The organism is Alteromonas sp. ABV4_515 (genome assembly GCF_056160345.1).
In genome coordinates this window covers 377,211-394,918 of the sequence record NZ_JBSWWZ010000001.1, presented here as the reverse complement: position 1 = coordinate 394,918, position 17,708 = coordinate 377,211, and the positions used below count along the sequence as shown (strand labels likewise).

Genomic DNA, 17,708 nt, shown 5'->3' with positions numbered 1-17,708 from the left:
TAGACAAAAGTCGCATAAAAAGTCTTTCTGAACCCGTTGTAAAAGTATGAATAAGCGTGTTTATATAGGCATTGTTGTACATATTTACGTCAACAATAAGAGGGAGACGAAATGAGTAAAGTTGCACTAGTCACAGGCGGTACCCGAGGAATTGGTGAAGCGATTTGCACAGTATTAAAAGATGCTGGTTATACTGTTGTGGCAAATTATGGTGGTAACGATGAAGCAGCCAAAGCGTTTACTGAGCGCACCGGCATTCCTTCATTTAAATTTGATGTCTCGAATTTTGAAAAAACCAAAGAAGCAATTGAGCAAATTGCGACTGATTATGGCCCTGTAGAAATTCTTGTCAATAACGCCGGTATCACCCGGGATGGCACCATGCACCGCATGGATTTTGAACAATGGAATGCTGTTATTCAAACGAACCTTGCTTCCTGTTTTAATACTTGTCGTGCAGTTATCGATTCTATGCGCGAGAAAGGTTTTGGTCGCATTGTGAATATCGGTTCAATTAACGGTCAGGCTGGTCAGTATGGTCAGGTAAACTATGCCGCTGCGAAATCAGGAATTCATGGTTTTACCAAAGCACTTGCTCAGGAAGGTGCGGCTAAAGGGGTAACCGTGAATGCAATTGCACCGGGTTACGTTGATACTGAAATGGTTCGCGCTGTACCAGAAGAAGTATTGAAGAAGATTATTGCTAAGATCCCGGTTGGGCGTCTTGGTACGCCAGAAGATATCGCGCGTAGCGTATTGTTTTTAATTGGCGATGAAGCGGGTTTTATTACCGGTTCAACTCTGTCGGTAAACGGTGGTCAACACATGTACTAAGCCTTTCGGCTCAGTACAGCACTTCAGGGAGCGAATGCTCGCTCTCTGAAAGATTCAAATTAGCTTTGCTTTTCTTGCTTCGGCGTTTCGCTGAAAACCCCTATCGCTTCCATCACATCTAAACCTGGAAATCCATCGGCAACCAAGTTTTTCGACAATTGGTATTCCCGAATACCTGAGCGAGTTGCAGGTCCGATAATGCCGTCAGGCTTGCCCACATCATAGCCCAATTCATTGAGCGCAGTTTGCAGCTTAATGATATCGTTGCGTTCGTAGGCGGGGAGTTCAGGTAGCGGCTTGATGAGTCCGGCTTCACCGGCAATTTGATCGGCAAGCTTCCCTACTGAAATCGCGTAAAACTCAGAATTATTCCACCGCATGATGATGCGGAAGTTGTGGTAGGCAATGAAAGCCGGACCATTATGCCCTGCTGGCACGACAACGTATCCTTTCTCGTCGCTACTACCCAGTGACCCGCCATTGGCTTTGGTAATGCCCATCTGATCCCAGTTGGTAATTGCCTGGCGGTTTTTATAACCGGTATCACGGTAGTCGAAATTTTCTGGTAAGTTAACTTCCCGGCCCCAACGGAAGCCCGGCTGCCAGCCTAACTGCGATAAGAAATTCGCTGCAGATGCCAAGGCGTCTTCTTCACTATCCCAGAGATTGATCTGTCCATCACCATCACCGTCGATAGCATAGTTCATGTAGGCTGATGGCATAAATTGCGTGTGGCCCATGGCGCCAGCCCAGGAACCGACCATTTGTGTTTGGTCGAGAGATTCCCGCTCAAGTAGCTTCACTGCAGTAATTAATTCTTTAGTGAAATAAGTACTACGACGCTCATCACACGCTAATGTTGCCAGCGAGTTTAATACGTTCATTTTGCCTTTGTAGGAGCCGAAGTTAGTTTCAAGACCCCAAAATGCAACAAGGTAGTGCGCCGGTACGCCGTACTTCTGACTCAGTTTACGAAGGAGTTCGCGATGCTTCGCGTACATCTCACGGCCTTTGCCAATCCGCCACTCGGTTACGCGCTTACCGTAATAACCCGGAAACGTTTGAACAAATTCTGGTTGGCTGCGATCGAGTGTAATCACTCTGGGCTGATATTGAATATTGGCAAACACTTTACTGGCAGTTTCGCCACTAACGCCCTGCGCAACGGCCTGTTGAGACAGTTCCGTTTTACACTGTTCAAAATCGGTGTTGGCGTAAACAGAAGAAGACGCTGCCAGTAATGACAGAACAGATAAACCAAGTTTACGCGGGATCCATTTAGACATGACAAATTACCCTTTTTGTTTAGGCGTTCATGCTACCTTAACTGTCCCTATTAGGGCGAGAGAAACATAGGGGAAAATACGAAACGCGCCTGACTGGAGATCAGGCGCGTAGAGATGGTAGTGCGTTAACCACAGAGTGATTAAGCGTATTTGTGGATGAAATCAGTGATGATAGGGCGCACACTTTGACGGAATTTAGATCCGCTGAAAATACCGTAATGACCCGCGCCCGGTTGAACATGATGCTTACGCATGCCTTTAGGGATATTCTTGCAAATATCCTGCGCAGCTTCCGTTTGGCCAAGACCGCAAATATCATCATCGGCACCTTCTACGGTAAGTAGTGCCGTATTTGTGATTGTTTCGAAATCAACCGGTTCACCCTGATAGGTAATAGCGCCGCGGGCAATTTCATTGTTCTTGAAAACGCGCTCGATGGTTTCGAGATAGAACTCAGCCGGCATATCTAAAACGGCCATGTATTCATCATAGAATGCGCGGAAGCGGTCAGCATCTTCCTCTTCGCCAAATACCAGGTTCTGGAAAAAATTCTGATATTTCTTCATGTGTGACTTCTGGTTCATACTAATGAAGCCACCGAGCTGCATAAAGCCAGGGTAGACCTGTCGACCTTCACCAGGATAGCCATAAGGCACTTTCATAATGGCAACGTTACGAAACCAGTTCATCGAGTGTTCCTGAGCGAACTCGTTTACCCTAGTTGGATTTTTTGAGCAATCTAACGGGCCGGCCATGAGTGTTAGTGACTTAGGCACACATTCATTTTTCTGCCCAGCCATAACGGCTGTTGCAATTAGCGCCTGCACGGTTGGCTGACAGATCGCCATCAAGTGCGTGCCAGGGCCAAGGAATTCGAGCATTTCGATAAGATAACCCACATAGCAGTCGAAACTGAAAGGGCCATCTTCAAGAGGTACTTCACGGGCATCAGCCCAGTCGGTCACGTAAATTTCGTGATCAGGTAATAATGCTTCAACGGTACCTTTCAATAACGTAGCAAAATGGCCTGATAACGGCGCAACCAATAATACTTTATGATGGTCGTGCACACCGGCTCGATGAAAGTGAATGAGGTCGCAAAATGGCTTACTAAATACGACCTCTTCTTTCACTTTATGCCGTTTATCGTCGATTTTTATCTCGTCGATATTAAACCCCAGCTTTTCGTAGCGTTGTGTCAGCCGCATAGCAGTTTCCAGCGAAGCGCGGGTGATGCGGCCGGGCAAGGTATGACCATAGAGATTGGAAGGATGGCTCGCAATATCGTTAAGCAGACTGAAACCCTCGTGCATAATATATGCGCCGCGTGTCAGATAATCATATGCCTGATAATTCATTACGTCTCTCCTCAAAAACTGGCTGGGGCTAAGACCTTTAGGGGAAAAAAAGGTTCACACAATGTGGAGGGGAACAAGAGCGACGAGAACGTCGCTCTGTCGGGTCTTTTACGCTTTAGCAGCGCTTTGGAACTTAGATGTCATTTCGTCGCTTAAGCCTTTAAACATTTCGCCAGCTTTTTGCTGTGCTTCTGAAATAATGGCGTAAGAGCTTTTAGCTGTATCAGTCACTGTTTCCTGAACAGTTTCTACATAAGCTTTGTTCATTTCAGCCAGTGCAGACATGTCTTTCTGTTGTGCTGCTTTCTCAAAATAAGACATGTTCTCTGATAACAGAGAGCTATACATGGCGTTTTGCTTCTCAGCCAGATCCTGCATAGTGCTCATGTTTAATGTAGCAAGGTCAGTCATAGGCTTCATTGCGCTTTTCATTTGCTCGTTCATTTGCTCAAACATTACTCTTCTCCAGTTTCTGGGTTGTTTTAACTTGTAGATTTACTTGCCGCAGGCTTTTTCGCAGCCGTACGACGGGTTCGGGTAGCAGGCTTTTTAGCCGGTGCTGCTTTGGTTTCAGTCGCAGCCTGCTTAGTTTCTTCAGCTGCAGCCTTTGTGGTTTCTGCGGCTTTCTCAACCGTTTTCTCCGTTGCCTCTGCGACCTTTTCGACGGCCTTTTCCGCTTCTTTCGTTACGGTTTCTGCTGCTTTCGCAGGTTTGGCGGCCGCTTTCGGTGTCGCTTTAGCGGCTGGCTTCGGCGTGGCTTTCTTCACTGCTTTTTTCGTTTCAGTGGTTGCCTTAGACGCCGTCTCTTTTGCTGCATCCGCCGCAGAAGTTAAGCTAGAAGCCATCACTTCTGTTACTTCTTCACGCATGGCGTTGAGCGTAGAGTAGGTATCTTTCGATGCGCTGGTCATGCGCTCACGAACTGATTCTGCCAGCTCTGAATTCGCATTCATCACACCTTTCAACTCCGTTTGCTTAGATACCGCTTCGATATAGTGCATACCGTCGCTCAGTAACCCTGTAAACAGTGTTGTCTGATGCTGAGACAGACTTTCCAATGTTTTTGTATTCACAGCAAACAGCGTATGTACCGGCTTAGTGGTACTTTTCAGCTGCTCTGAAAACTTGCCAAACATATTCTTCTCCTGACCAGTTGATGGTTTCCATCTGCTGCGTTGCAGCAATCTTTGGTTAGATATTAAGCAATCGAAATCAGGAGATCAACTAAAATGTTGCGGTGCAGCAAGAATAGTTAGACGAATAAATAATAAGCAAATAGCTTTTTATGCTGCTTTGCAGCAAAGTGGCGTTAAGGAGGGAGACAAACTTACTTTTGCGACTTTTTCCACGCTTCCATATTTTGTTCAACCATTTTATTGAACATACCAAAAGGCGTGTTATCCATCATATTCTTCATCACACCCTGAACCTGATCATGCTGCTCAATAAAGGCCACTAACGACTGTTCTAAATACTGACGAAGAAAATATTGCATGTCAGTGTCGTAATAGCGAATAAGTTGCTTAAGCAGGGTATTTGTCAGCAGAGACTGATTTTCGTTGGCTTCAGATTCACTGATGATCTGCAGGAGTAATGACTTGGTGATGTCATCTTCGGTTTTGGAGTCAATGACCTTAAATTCCTGCCGTTCATTAATCAGTGTTTTAATGTAATCAAGGTTTACATACTGACTCTGTGACGTATCGTACAGTCGGCGGTTAGGATATTTTTTAATGATGATCATGACGTTACCTCTTCGGTTCAATACGCAGAGTAGCGCATTAGACGCTCCACCGGCAACTTAAAAGGTGTGAAAAAAAGCGACACTGTTGCACAACAATTACCGGTGAAAATATATGCTCTTTTCTTAATTGTATGATATTGCTGGGTTTTGTCGGGGTGGCATGGTTATCGCTGTAGTGATGATGAGAGCCGTTTTACGCTGAGTCTTAAGGTTAGACGGCAATTCGAATCCAAATTGGAGATCAATATGAATAAATTCGTCAAATCATTAGCGCTTGGCCTGGCAGTAGCATGTTCTGTTAACTTCGCTTCACAGGCTGCCGAAGATACCAAAGAGACGGGTCTATCCAGCGCACCTACTATGCAAACTGAAAATTTTGATGACGCAACTCTGGAAAAATTTACTGTTGCGATGAATGCAGTTAGCGATGTAGCAGATAAATACCAGTCTGAAATCAGCGGCGATGAAACGCCTGAAAAAATGCAGCAAATTCAGCAAGCAGCGCAAACTGAAATGGTAAGTGAAATTGAGAAAACAGGTCTGGAAGTGCAGACCTACACCACAATTGCACAATTAGTACAAACGGATGAAAAACTGCGTTCACGTGTACTAGACATCGCTAAAGAGAAAAACAGCGAGTCATAATTTACCGCAAACCGAATAGACAAAAGCACTGGGGCCGGAAGGCCCCTTTTTTTGTGCCTGTGATCGGCGGTGTTGTGAAGGGAACTGCGCTATCGGCGGAGAGAGGGAGCGGGCTATCTGCGGAGGAGGGAAGCGAATTCTGAACGAGTGAATTGGAGAATCTTATGCGAGCTTTTGCGTATGAAGTCCGCTGTTTTCGAAAGATATTCCTAAAACACCGATACGGTTTCATGTCGAGTGTGCAAGCGCAGGTGGGGGGCTACTGTAAAATCTAAACCGTCTGCCGCAGGGATGGGTTCACGCCGTGTTTAGATTTTACAATAGCCCCACCCCGAGAGCGCTGCTCCACACCTCAGCCGAGTTGTTTTTTCACGTACGAGCCGGGCGCGGCTTCGATGACCGGGTATTTTTCGTGTTCACCGGGTTGGGGGGCGTTTACTTTGGTTTTGCGGTGGCTAATAAGCCATTCGTGCCAGTTCGGCCACCATGAACCTTCGTGCTTCACCGCACCGTCGAACCATTCACTGGCACTTTCAGGCAGATTTTCGTTCGTCCAGTGTGGATATTTGCCGGTTTCTGGCGGATTAATAACGCCAGCCAGGTGGCCTGAACCTGCCAGTACGAAACGGGTATCGCCTTTCACTAACTGCGTACCTTTGTATGCGCCTTGCCACAGTACGATATGGTCGGCCAGAGTCGTCAGGAAGTATACCGGTACATCAATGTTGCCAAGATCAATTGGAATGCCATCCACTTCCACCGCGCCCGGATCTTTCAGTTTGTTTTCCCAATAGGTGGTACGAATGTACTGCTTGAAGCAAGACGCGGTAATGTTGGTCGCATCACTGTTCCAGAACAAAATGTCGAAAGCCGCTGGGTCTTTGCCTTTAAGGTAGTTATTAATGAAGTACGACCAAAACAGGTTGTTCTCACGCAACAGGCTGAAGCTCAAACCCAGAATGCGGCCATCGTAAATACCCTTAATGTCTGCATTTTGCTCCATAATGGGCAAAGCGTCTTCAGTGAGGTAGTTGCCAACTTCACCGGGCTCGCTAAAGTCCAGTAGCGTGGTGAGCAGGGTGAGTGACTCGATCCGGGTATCTTTTTTCGCTCGCAGGTAAGACGTAGCTGCACTTAATAGTGTGCCACCAACACAAAAGCCCACCATGTTCACTTTTTTCTTACCCGTAATGTCGCAAACCACATCCAGTGCTTCTATAGGGCCTTGTTTCATGTAGTCAAAGAAGTCTTTGTCTGCCAGTGATGCATCCGGGTTTACCCAGGAAATCATGAACACTGAGAAGCCAGAATCCAGTAACCCTTTTACCGCAGACTTGCGCTCATCAAGGTCAAGAATGTAGTACTTATTAATAAACGGCGGTACAAACAGCACTGGCGTTGAATAGGTTTTCTCCACCTTAGGTTTGTAATGAATCAGCTGCATGAGCTCATTTTGGTAAATCACCTGGCCTTCCGTTGTAGCCAGGTTCACACCCACTTCAAAAGCATCCATATCGGTTTGGGTAATTTTGAAGGCTTCCAGCGGACTCTTTTCCAAATCACGCATGAAGTTCTCGATACCCTTCACCATGTTCTGGCCTTTGGTTTTAAGAATTTCTTCGCAGACTTCCGGGTTAGACAGCAGATAGTTGGTAGGAGACACCGAGTTAATATACTGGCGAGTATAGAACTTCACTTGTTCTTCTGATTTTGGATCTTTGAACTGCATGGATGAAATCATTCCCTGCAACATTTTAGAGTTAATCAGATAAGCCTGTTTCATGTAACTGAAGATAGGATTGTCTTGCCAGTCGGTGTGGGAAAAGCGGCGGTCGCTTTTTTCTTCCTGCATGACAGAATGGGAATTTTCGCCCAGCATCGCTTTTGTGGCTTGTTGCCACAATTCAGTTTGCTGACGCATAAAATCCATTTGGGTTTGAATGAGTTTGGCTGAATCAACTTCTACCGCGTCGCCTGAAAGCAATGTGCCCAGCTTCTCCGGATCGAACATAGCGGACGTCTCCTCGCTGCTATTTTTCTTGGTAAGAATATTGTGAACCATTGCATTAAACTGCTGCGCATACTGATTCAGTGTGTCCAGAATATCGTCTTTGTCCTGCTCGTGCACAAGACACCTCCATGCTTACTTTTTGCTGGTTCCTGCAGTGGCCATGCTCTCCAGCATTTTCTGATAATAGGTAAAGGCCTGCTGACTGCCATCCAGGTATGGCTTCAGCATTGACAACATTAGCTCCTGATTGCCGCTTTTGATTTGCTCTGTGAGTTGTGAGATGGTGGCTTCATGGATTTTGCTCATGTCCGGCCAGCCCATTAATTCGCGGGCTTCCTGTGGGGACAGGTCAACATCGATAGAAATTTTCATATTTCGCTCCTTTCTGGCTCATCCAGCCATCCGGATTGATGGTTCTGACGTAAAGGTTTTATCACAACAGAACGACAATGATTTTTACGGTAACATGCGGCTGGCAATTCCGCTGCGAAAACCGCAAAATCCCTTGTGACATTTTCTATATTGGCATGATAAGTGGCTAAAAAACAGACGAAAGTAACGAAACCGAAGAAAATTGGTAGTAAGCCCCGTCGGCGCTGGCCCGGGCTGCTTTTTAAATTATGCCTGGTTGGCTTTGCCGTGTTACTTGGCTACATGGTGTATCTCGACGCACAGATAAAACACACTTTCACCGGTAATAAGTGGGAAGTGCCTGCACAAATTTTTGCTCGCCCGCTGGTGCTGTCTGAAGAACAGGAAATCACTCCGAAAGAAGTCCTCGATGAGCTGAAATTACTCGGCTATCGCAGCGTAAACTCGCCTGATAGTAGCGGTGAATATCGCTATACCCGAAACAAGTTAGTGATGCAGCGCCGGGCGTTCAGTTTCCCCGACGGTGATGAGCCGCTAAGACAAATCACTATTAGCTGGAGCGGTAATCGCATTGGTTCAATTAACGACGACAGTGCCGGGCAGTCGCTGAACCGTATTCGCCTGGAGCCCTGGCTGGTCACTCGTATGGTGAGCAGCAGCCGTGAAGATCGCATGCTGGTAAAACTGGATGAAGTGCCAGCATTACTGCCCAAAGCGTTAATACTCACTGAAGACAAAGATTTTTATTCACACCATGGCGTGGCACCGCTTTCGATTTTACGGGCGTTGATAGCGAACATTCGCGCAGGCCGCACAGTGCAGGGCGGCAGTACGCTCACGCAGCAGTTAGTGAAAAATCTCTATCTTACCCGGGAAAAAGCCATTACCCGCAAAATCAAAGAAGCGCTGATGGCATTGATCATTGATGCCCGCTACAGCAAAGATGAGATCTTGCAGGCGTACCTTAACGAGGTATTCCTGGGGCAGAATGGAGACATGGCGGTGCATGGTTTTGGCCTCGCCAGTTACTTCTATTTTGACCGTCCGGCAAACGAGCTGAGTACCCCTGAAATCGCCACGCTGGTGGCAATGATCAAAGGGCCCTCTTATTACAATCCTCGTCGCTACGAAGAGCGAGTATTGGAGCGTCGTAATCTGGTATTACGCATACTGTTTGAAGCCAATGAGCTCGACCGGGCTGCCTATGAACGCGCGGTGAATTCACCTATCGGCTTGGCTTCAGGTGCGAGTTTGGCAAGTGGTAAGCATCCTGCCTTTATGGACAAGGTTCGTCGGGAGTTAACGGAAATTCTGGCCGATCCTTCGCTACGGGACTCTGGCGTTAAAGTATTTACTACGCTAGATATTTACGCGCAGCGCCGGGCAGAGAAGGCCGTTGCCAGTACCTTAAACGGTTTACAGTCAGACCGTAAGGCACAGTTGCAGGGTGCTATGGTGGTAACTGATATTGCCAGTGGCGAAATTCGCGCTATTGTTGGCAGTCGCGAAACCGGATTTAAAGGGTTTAACCGTGCGCTGGATGCCAAGCGTCAGGTGGGATCGTTGATCAAGCCTGCGGTATATCTCACTGCGCTGGAAGATCCTGTTTCGTTTAATCTGGCAACACCGCTTCAGGATGAACCCATCACGCTGGAAAATGAAAGCGGAAAAACCTGGTCACCCAAAAACGCAGACAAGAAATTCCGCGGGCAGGTACCGCTGGTGGAAGGTTTGTCTGAATCACTCAACGTACCCACGGTTAACCTGGGTATGCAGGTAGGGCTAGAAAACGTAGCAGATACCATTCATCGTTTGGGCGTGGAAAGCACATTCCGCGAAGTACCAGCAATGACGTTAGGTGCTATGTCTTTATCACCGTTGGAAACTAACCAGATGTACCAGACCATTTCTAATAATGGCCGGTATATTCCGCTTCATACTGTTACGTCGGTGGTGTCTGCAAACAACCGCTTGGTTTGGCGACATGCAGAGTATTATTCGCAGCGAGTAGACGAGGCGGCCACTTATCTGCTGAATTATGCGCTTTATAAAGTTACCACGGAAGGCACGGCGAAGCGGGTAGGGCAAACGTTCCCCAATATCAATATGGCCGGTAAAACGGGGACTACCGACGATTATCGTGATAGCTGGTTTACCGGCTTCGACCGCAACAATGTGGCCACGGTTTGGGTCGGCAACGATGACAACCAACCGGTTCTACTTACCGGTGCGGGCGGTGCGCTGCCAGTGTTTGTGAACTACCAGAAATCACAGTCTCCGAAATCGTTATCCCGTCGATTCCCGCAAGGGTTGGGGATTGCACATTTCGACAGCAAAACCGGCGCTGTTACCATTGCTGGTTGTCCGGACTCTATGAGTGTGCCAGCGATTTTGGATGTGCTGCCACCACCAAGTCAGGATTGTTATGGTCAGCCAGTAAGGCAAGAACAACAATCGGGTAAGAAAAAGAGTTGGTGGGAGCGGTTATTTGGTGGTTAAGCTAGCAATGGGTAAAGGCCATTGCTCTTCCATAACTGTAAAGACGTAAAGACGTAAAGACGCGGGCATAAAAAAGCCCTGCGGCCAGGATATATCGATTAATTAAAACTAGTACGCGATATATCAGCTGACCCAGGGAAAGGCCCTACGGGAGCGTTGGGATTAGTGAAAGCGGGCTGCGAGGCTTTGCAGTCCGCTGAAAAGTACGGCACTGGCCAGGTATGCAACAACGGGCCCAAGCGCAAGAAGTAATAAACCACCGGAAGTTATCATCGTTACTCTCCATTAACTAAGATTAGAAACTGCGCGCTGGCTGACTTCCCGGCAGTTAATTGTTTAGTCGTATTTGCGTAAGTGATAGTTGAATAGCGATAGTTGTGCCATATCGCTTAAAATTCCACTTGTATTGATTTTAAAGGAATTTTTCTTTCGAAGAGGGCGCAAATAAATAATCTTGAAAGGAAAGAAACCAAAATTTGGTGAAAATAAAAAAGCAAAAGTGGTGAAAATCACCACTTTTGTTATTTGAAAATTGATGTTTGCCCGTAAGCACCACTAGGTTTAGTCGTGAGATTTACCGCGGGTAAAAATTGATACCACGCCCACAATCAACGAGCCCGCAATCAAACCTGCTACTCCATCGATGAGCAACGGAATGATAAAGCCAAGCTGCTCAAAGCCATGACTCATACTTTCTGCAACATGATGCAGGAAAGGGATATTGTGAGTGAGTATACCGCCACCTACCAGAAACATGGCGATGGTTCCCACAAACGCGAGTACTTTCATTAAAATTGGAGCCGAAACCAAAAGCGCGCGCCCGGTAATACGTTGAAAACCATTGTAACCGCCAGTGAGAGACTTTCTGAGCAGGTACAGGCCAACATCGTCCATTTTCACGATACCGGCGACAATGCCATAAACGCCAGCCGTAATACCCACGCTAAGCGCACACAAAACACCTAATTGGGTGACTAAATCGGCACCTTGTACACTGCCGAGTGCGATTACAATGATTTCAGCAGAAAGAATAAAATCGGTACGAATTGCCCCTTTAATTTTATCCTTTTCCATTGCCACAAGGTCGACATCTTCCTGCGCCAGCTTGGCGATTCTCGCTTCCCGTTCGGCCTCGTCCTGCTTATGGAACAAGCTATGAATGACTTTTTCTGCTCCTTCAAAACACAGGTACAAGCCCCCAATAACCAGCAAGATGGTGATAAGTACAGGTATAAATACACTGATCAACATGGCTGCGGGAACCAGGAACACTTTGTTTAGCAATGAGCCTTTCGCGACCGCCCACACCACAGGCAGTTCTCGTTCAGCGCGCACGCCCTGAACCTGGTTCGCATTAAGGGCTAAATCATCACCGAGTACGCCGGCTGTTTTTTGAGCGGCGACCTTAGACATGGCTGAAATGTCATCGAGCAGGGTGGCGATATCGTCAATAAGAGCAAGTAAGTTGGCGGCTGCCATGGATATTTCCTATAAAAATTTCAGCGGGTAGATTAACCACAGTTATGGTTGTGCGCAATATGTGGGCTAGCGGTTCTCGTCGTCTTTTACACCTTTGTTCAGGTGTTTATCGATAAACTTATCGAAGCCGTTGCTTCTATTGGAACAAGCGACACGCCCGCCGGTAAAGGTGGCGATAGTGGCAAGCACATTCGTTGTTGTATCGGAACAATTTACGTTAACCGTAGGTGGAGCGTTCACTTCTTCTTCAAGTTTATCTTTGCGGGGGTCGACAATATCAGGCGATGTCTTCTGCTTTCTATATTCTTTCGATGCCATTTCAGCGTCTCGTTGCCGAGCTTGCGCTTGCTGTTGGCTAAAAAAAGCATCCAGTGCACTTCGTGATGTTAATGAGGTCGCAGGGCGACTTCCCTTTTCTGATACTACTGGGGCCGGTGCAGAAGGTGTGGCCTCCTTCGTTATCGATGTGGGGTTTTGAACCGGCTCCTGACTCACCTTTTCAGCAGGCACGGGCTCAACGGGCTCAATGTCGACTCTCTCGATTTGAGGTAAAGGTTCTTCAACAGGCTGTGTCGCCGGCGGTGACGCAATGGCGGGCTGCGGCAAATTTTCTTCGCTAGTGACTGCCGGTCTCGGTGCTTTGAACACTAATCTTGCGTTAATTGGAGGAGGCAGTTCGGGGGCTGGAATAGTCCTGTTCCTTTCAGCGGTTGCGAGAATCACAATCAGTACAGCGTGTATTACCACAGATGCAACAAATACCCCTCGTCGCTTTTTGCTGTGAGGCGTCTCAATATGTGGCCTCTGAGGCGCAAAGAAAGGGCTTTCCATTATTTCCATACGCATCAAAGACCTGAATAACTGCTTGAAGTTCCGTCATTTACAATACCATTTCCTAACAGTTTTTACCTTCGCACCAAATTGGTGCTATCGGTGTCTAGTGATCACATGTGGTGCAAAAAATTCACATTTTTTATTCATCGATTTGCATAAACATATGATTCTGTTGGATTAAAATTTATGGCATAGGACTTGTCTTAGATTGTGAAAACCCGCTTTAAGCGAACACAAACAACCATTATCTGGGAGCAACACATGAAACTAGTCACAGCTATCATCAAGCCGTTCAAGCTGGATGATGTTCGTGAAGCCATTTCAGAGATCGGAATCGACGGCCTGACCGTTACCGAAGTGAAAGGTTTTGGACGTCAGAAAGGACACACTGAACTGTACCGCGGTGCTGAATATCAAGTGGATTTCTTACCAAAAGTAAAACTGGAAGTTGCAGTTGCAGCTGATCAGGTTGAGCGTCTGGTAGAAGCCATCACCGGTGCAGCGAAAACTGGCAAAATTGGTGACGGTAAAGTATTTGTCTACGACCTTGAACATGCAGTACGTATTCGTACCGGCGAAACTGACGCAGACGCGCTGTAAAAAACAAAAAGAGAAATTGCGGAGAACACAATGGAAATCACATTCGAACTTGGGTATGCATTAGATACCTTCTATTTCCTGATTTGCGGTGCGTTGGTCATGTGGATGGCTGCGGGCTTTGCAATGCTGGAAGCGGGTCTGGTACGAGCGAAAAATACAACTGAAATCCTGACCAAAAACGTCGCGCTTTACGCGATTGCCTGTACCATGTACATGATTTGCGGTTACAGCATCATGTACGGTGGTGGTGACTTCACTTTATTCCTTTCTGGTATTGTTGGTGACGGTGCAACTGGCGTTGCTGAAGATGCAGCCACTTACGCGCCATCTGCTGACTTCTTCTTCCAGGTAGTATTTGTAGCGACTGCTATGTCTATCGTATCTGGTGCGGTTGCTGAGCGTATGAAACTGTGGGCTTTCCTTACTTTTGCGGTTGTGATGACTGGTTTCATCTACCCAATGGAAGGTGCTTGGACTTGGGGTGGCGAAGCCGTATTCGGTATGTACACGCTGGGTGATGAAGGTTTCTCTGACTTTGCAGGTTCTGGTATCGTTCACATGGCTGGTGCTGCTGCTGCGCTTGCTGGCGTACTGGTTCTTGGTGCTCGTAAAGGTAAATACACTGCAGATGGCAAAGTTAACGCTATCCCAGGTGCAAACCTGCCACTGGCAACATTAGGTACATTCATCCTGTGGATGGGCTGGTTCGGTTTCAACGGCGGTTCAGTACTGGCTACTGCTACTGTAGAAAGCGCAAACGCAGTTGCAGTTGTATTCATGAACACTAACGCTGCTGCCGCTGGTGGTGCTATTGCTGCTCTGCTGCTGGCTCGCATCATGTTCGGTAAAGCAGACCTGACTATGGTACTGAACGGTGCGCTGGCTGGTCTGGTTGCTATCACTGCAGAACCTTCTACACCTACTCCGCTGCAAGCGACACTGTTCGGTGCGCTGGGTGGTCTGCTGGTTGTAGTATCTATCCTGTTCCTTGATAAACTGAAAATCGATGATCCTGTGGGCGCTATCTCTGTTCACGGTGTTGTTGGTCTGTTAGGTCTGTTACTGGTTCCTGTTACTAACGATGGTTCTACTTTTGGTGGCCAGCTGTTAGGTGCATTAACCATCTTTGTATGGGTATTCGTTACCAGCCTGATCGTTTGGGTAGTACTCAAAGCAATCATGGGTATTCGAGTATCTGAAGAAGAAGAGTTTGAAGGTGTTGACGTTGCAGAATGTGGCCTGGAAGCTTATCCAGACTTCACTTCTGGTCGTTAATACAGACTCCAGGAGACTTGATCAGGCAATTTAAAATACAACTATAATGTCTGACTCACCAAACTTATAACCCCGCTACCCGCGGGGTTTTTTCTTTCTAATCAAAAAAACTTACTGCATAAATCACTAAATTCGATTGGTCGGTTTTCTGCCCATTGTTGTACTAAAGTAAACGTAAAAGTAAACACCACAACAGTGACACTCTGGAGACCAATGTGAGCAAGAAACCAACTCTTACTACAAGCGCCGGTGCACCGGTCGAATCGAATCAAACAACCCGTACAGCAGGGGCCCGTGGCCCGGCACTGTTAACCGACTATCAGCTTATCGAAAAGCTGGCGCACCAAAATAGGGAGCGTATTCCTGAGCGCACGGTGCACGCCAAAGGCTGGGGTCTGCAAGGCACATTCACCGTGACTCACGACATCAGCAAATATACCTGTGCAAAAGTATTCAACGAGATCGGTAAGAAGACCGAAGTACTAAGCCGTTGGTCCACGGTGGCCGGAGAGTCTGGTGCTGCTGACACCGAGCGTGATGTGCGTGGGTTTAGTTTGAAGTTTTATACTGAAGACGGAAACTGGGATATGGTAGGGAATAATACGCCAGTATTCTTTATCCGCGACGGTTACAAATTCCCTGATTTTATTCGTACACAAAAGCGCCACCCTAAAACCAACTTACGTAGTCCCGAAGCCATGTTCGATTTCTGGGCGGCGCAGCCAGAGTGTGTGCATCAGGTAACCATTTTGATGTCTGACCGGGGTATCCCTAAAAACCCCATGTATATGAATGGTTATGGTTCTCATACCTTCAGCATGTGGAACGCAGAGGGCGAACGTTTTTGGGTGAAGTTCCACTTTAAAACACAGCAGGGCCACGAGCACTATACCAATGAAGAATCTGAAAAGCTGATTGGTAAAACCCGTGAGTCGTATCAGGAAGATCTGATCAATGCGGTGGAAGAAGGTAAGTATCCAAAATGGACGCTTTATATTCAGGTAATGCCAGAAGAAGAAGCGGGCAACCAGGCTTACAATCCTTTTGATTTAACCAAAGTGTGGCCACATAAAGACTTCCCGTTAATCGAAGTGGGTGAGTTGGAAATGCACACGGTGCCTGAGAACTATTTCCAGATGATTGAAAACGCGGCTTATAGCCCGTCTAATGTGGTACCTGGTATTGGTTTTAGCCCGGATAAAATGCTGCAGGCAAGGGTCTTTTCCTATGCCGATGCCCATCGCTATCGCCTGGGTACGCACTACGAAGCATTGCCAGCTAACGCGGCTAAGAACGCCAAGGTGAATCATTATCACAAGGATGGTGCTATGCGCTTCTTCACGAATGATTTTGATAATCCAGATGCCTATTATGAACCGAATCAGCACAATGGTCCGGTAGCACAGGTTGAAAATCCTGAACCGCCATTGCGTATTGATGGTGACGCAGACCGCTATTTTCAGGAAGACGCCGATATTGATTATGTGCAACCGCGCGCGTTATACGAAATGTTCTCGGACGAACAAAAGCAACGCTTATACAACAACTATGCTGCCGCGATGGGACCTTGTTCCGATAGCGTGAAAGAGCGTTGGTATGCAGTGTTGGAAAAGGTACATCCTGATTACGCCGCCGGTGTGAGAAAAGCCAATGAAGCACTTGATTCTGACGTAAATGCCGTGCCAGTAACCGATGAGACACCGTTAGAAGACAACTAATTGCTGATAAGCTAATACAGTAAAAAGCCCGGCTGAAAAGCCGGGCTTGGTTGTTTAAACTCGCTGCTAAATGTATTAAACGGTTATGCAGCTAGTCTGTGCGCAAACACCTAGGCGGTTTGCGCTAAATCAACAGCTTGCGTTGCGTCTTCATCTGACTCTTTAACCAGATATTTCGCAAGCTCTTCGTCCGTCACTAAACGCATTACGCGCATACCTTCCTGCTCGTAATCCTGGTTAATCAAACCTAACTCAGCAAATTGGGAAAACATATCGCAGGTCGGGTAAGCGCCCCATTTCTGTTTGAATACTTCAGCGTTCGCAACGATATCGCAAAGGTGATTAACCGGCGGGTTGTAGTGAGCATGGAACTGCTTAAACACCTGTTTGCCGGTATTCAGCAGATAAAGGCCCGCTTTACTGCAACGCGCAGCAAAATCGAGGTCACCTATACCAAAACCGTGGTAATCGAGGTCGAAGCCGCCTACGCGCTCGTAATCGATACGGGTGATGCCGAAGATGTTGGTATCGAAATTAATAAACGGTACTTTCTCAGGTGCGGTCACATTCGGGGCAACCAGTGATTGCAGGTAGCGTTCATCAATGTTATCTACTTTCTGTTCAAGCTGACTGACGTTAGCGGTGACCACTTTGCCAACGCCAAGGGATTTGGTCAGATCGCCAAGTAGGGTCTCTGGACAAATGCAGTCTACATCCAGGTAAATAAATTTATCGGTTTTGCAGGTGTCAAAGCCGCGATTACGGGCTTTGGGAATGGGAAGCTCTTCGCTTGCTGCAAAACGGTGCACAATAGGGAATTGCTCGCTACTCAGCAGCGATTCATCACTGGGGGGCGCCATCCACACAATCACCATTTCTTTTGGTTGAACAGTGGAGCGCTCGATACTGCTAATCAGGTTAGACAACTGCTGGGTACGTCGCTTTACAATAGTAACAATACTAAATTCAGTGCTCATGGCGTCGTCTCTCTGTCGGTTCATGTCCTAAAGGACGGGTTTAATAGTGATCCACAGATACGGCTAGTGGTGAGTC

At 47.2% G+C, this 17,708-nt stretch carries 16 protein-coding genes; 6 read left to right on the top strand and 10 right to left on the bottom strand.

Annotated features, from left to right (window positions below; all coding sequences use genetic code 11):
• Positions 1-111: 111 nt before the first annotated feature.
• Positions 112-834 (top strand): acetoacetyl-CoA reductase, encoded by a 723-nt coding sequence (gene phbB, locus ACXAGX_RS01705; RefSeq protein WP_474836138.1) that lies wholly within the window; start codon positions 112-114, stop codon positions 832-834.
• 59 nt (positions 835-893) lie between these two features.
• On the opposite strand, the gene ACXAGX_RS01700 is transcribed toward phbB, so the two are convergent.
• The 5 genes from ACXAGX_RS01700 to phaR form a co-directional block, all read right to left on the bottom strand.
• A complete protein-coding gene (locus ACXAGX_RS01700; RefSeq protein ID WP_474836136.1) occupies positions 894-2,120 on the bottom strand; it encodes a lytic murein transglycosylase in 1,227 nt (408 codons plus the stop codon).
• A 140-nt stretch (positions 2,121-2,260) separates the two neighbouring features.
• The gene (locus ACXAGX_RS01695; protein ID WP_474836134.1) at positions 2,261-3,478 is read right to left on the bottom strand and encodes a polyhydroxyalkanoate depolymerase; all 1,218 of its coding nucleotides are present in this window, start codon (positions 3,476-3,478) and stop codon (positions 2,261-2,263) included.
• A 108-nt stretch (positions 3,479-3,586) separates the two neighbouring features.
• Positions 3,587-3,934, bottom strand: coding sequence for a phasin family protein (locus ACXAGX_RS01690; RefSeq protein ID WP_070126467.1), 348 nt, complete (start codon positions 3,932-3,934; stop codon positions 3,587-3,589).
• A 26-nt stretch (positions 3,935-3,960) separates the two neighbouring features.
• A complete protein-coding gene (locus ACXAGX_RS01685) occupies positions 3,961-4,614 on the bottom strand; it encodes a phasin family protein (RefSeq protein WP_474836132.1) in 654 nt (217 codons plus the stop codon).
• A gap of 191 nt (positions 4,615-4,805) precedes the next feature.
• Positions 4,806-5,222 (bottom strand): polyhydroxyalkanoate synthesis repressor PhaR, encoded by a 417-nt coding sequence (gene phaR, locus ACXAGX_RS01680; RefSeq protein WP_474819216.1) that lies wholly within the window; start codon positions 5,220-5,222, stop codon positions 4,806-4,808.
• Positions 5,223-5,468: 246 nt separating this feature from the next.
• Here phaR and ACXAGX_RS01675 point away from each other — a divergent pair, with 246 nt between their 5' ends.
• Positions 5,469-5,867: a DUF4168 domain-containing protein gene (locus tag ACXAGX_RS01675; RefSeq protein ID WP_070126470.1), complete on the top strand. Its 399-nt coding sequence runs from the start codon at positions 5,469-5,471 to the stop codon at positions 5,865-5,867.
• 352 nt (positions 5,868-6,219) lie between these two features.
• Here the strand turns inward: ACXAGX_RS01675 and ACXAGX_RS01670 are convergent, their stop codons facing one another.
• Complete coding sequence (locus ACXAGX_RS01670) at positions 6,220-7,995, bottom strand: PHA/PHB synthase family protein (RefSeq protein ID WP_474836130.1); 1,776 nt, start codon at positions 7,993-7,995, stop codon at positions 6,220-6,222.
• Between the two features lie 15 nt (positions 7,996-8,010).
• A complete protein-coding gene (locus ACXAGX_RS01665; RefSeq protein ID WP_070126472.1) occupies positions 8,011-8,250 on the bottom strand; it encodes a DUF6489 family protein in 240 nt (79 codons plus the stop codon).
• A gap of 162 nt (positions 8,251-8,412) precedes the next feature.
• Between ACXAGX_RS01665 and mrcB the strand changes: the two genes are divergently transcribed.
• Positions 8,413-10,749, top strand: a complete 2,337-nt coding sequence (mrcB, locus tag ACXAGX_RS01660; RefSeq protein ID WP_474819230.1) for a penicillin-binding protein 1B — start codon at positions 8,413-8,415, stop codon at positions 10,747-10,749.
• 561 nt (positions 10,750-11,310) lie between these two features.
• Here the strand turns inward: mrcB and ACXAGX_RS01655 are convergent.
• Positions 11,311-12,228, bottom strand: a complete 918-nt coding sequence (locus ACXAGX_RS01655; protein WP_070126474.1) for a DUF808 domain-containing protein — start codon at positions 12,226-12,228, stop codon at positions 11,311-11,313.
• Positions 12,229-12,294: 66 nt separating this feature from the next.
• A complete protein-coding gene (locus ACXAGX_RS01650; RefSeq protein WP_474836128.1) occupies positions 12,295-12,876 on the bottom strand; it encodes a hypothetical protein in 582 nt (193 codons plus the stop codon).
• Between the two features lie 447 nt (positions 12,877-13,323).
• Between ACXAGX_RS01650 and glnK the strand changes: the two genes are divergently transcribed.
• The 3 genes from glnK (at position 13,324) to ACXAGX_RS01635 (ending at position 16,655) form a co-directional block, all read left to right on the top strand.
• On the top strand, positions 13,324-13,662 hold the full coding sequence (gene glnK / locus ACXAGX_RS01645) for a P-II family nitrogen regulator (protein ID WP_070126601.1): 339 nt from the start codon (positions 13,324-13,326) through the stop codon (positions 13,660-13,662).
• A 30-nt stretch (positions 13,663-13,692) separates the two neighbouring features.
• Positions 13,693-14,937, top strand: a complete 1,245-nt coding sequence (locus tag ACXAGX_RS01640; protein WP_474822412.1) for an ammonium transporter — start codon at positions 13,693-13,695, stop codon at positions 14,935-14,937.
• A 215-nt stretch (positions 14,938-15,152) separates the two neighbouring features.
• On the top strand, positions 15,153-16,655 hold the full coding sequence (locus tag ACXAGX_RS01635) for a catalase (protein ID WP_474836126.1): 1,503 nt from the start codon (positions 15,153-15,155) through the stop codon (positions 16,653-16,655).
• 110 nt (positions 16,656-16,765) lie between these two features.
• Here ACXAGX_RS01635 and ACXAGX_RS01630 read toward each other — a convergent pair whose 3' ends face one another.
• Positions 16,766-17,632: a glycosyltransferase family 2 protein gene (locus tag ACXAGX_RS01630; RefSeq protein ID WP_474822405.1), complete on the bottom strand. Its 867-nt coding sequence runs from the start codon at positions 17,630-17,632 to the stop codon at positions 16,766-16,768.
• Positions 17,633-17,708: the final 76 nt, after the last annotated feature.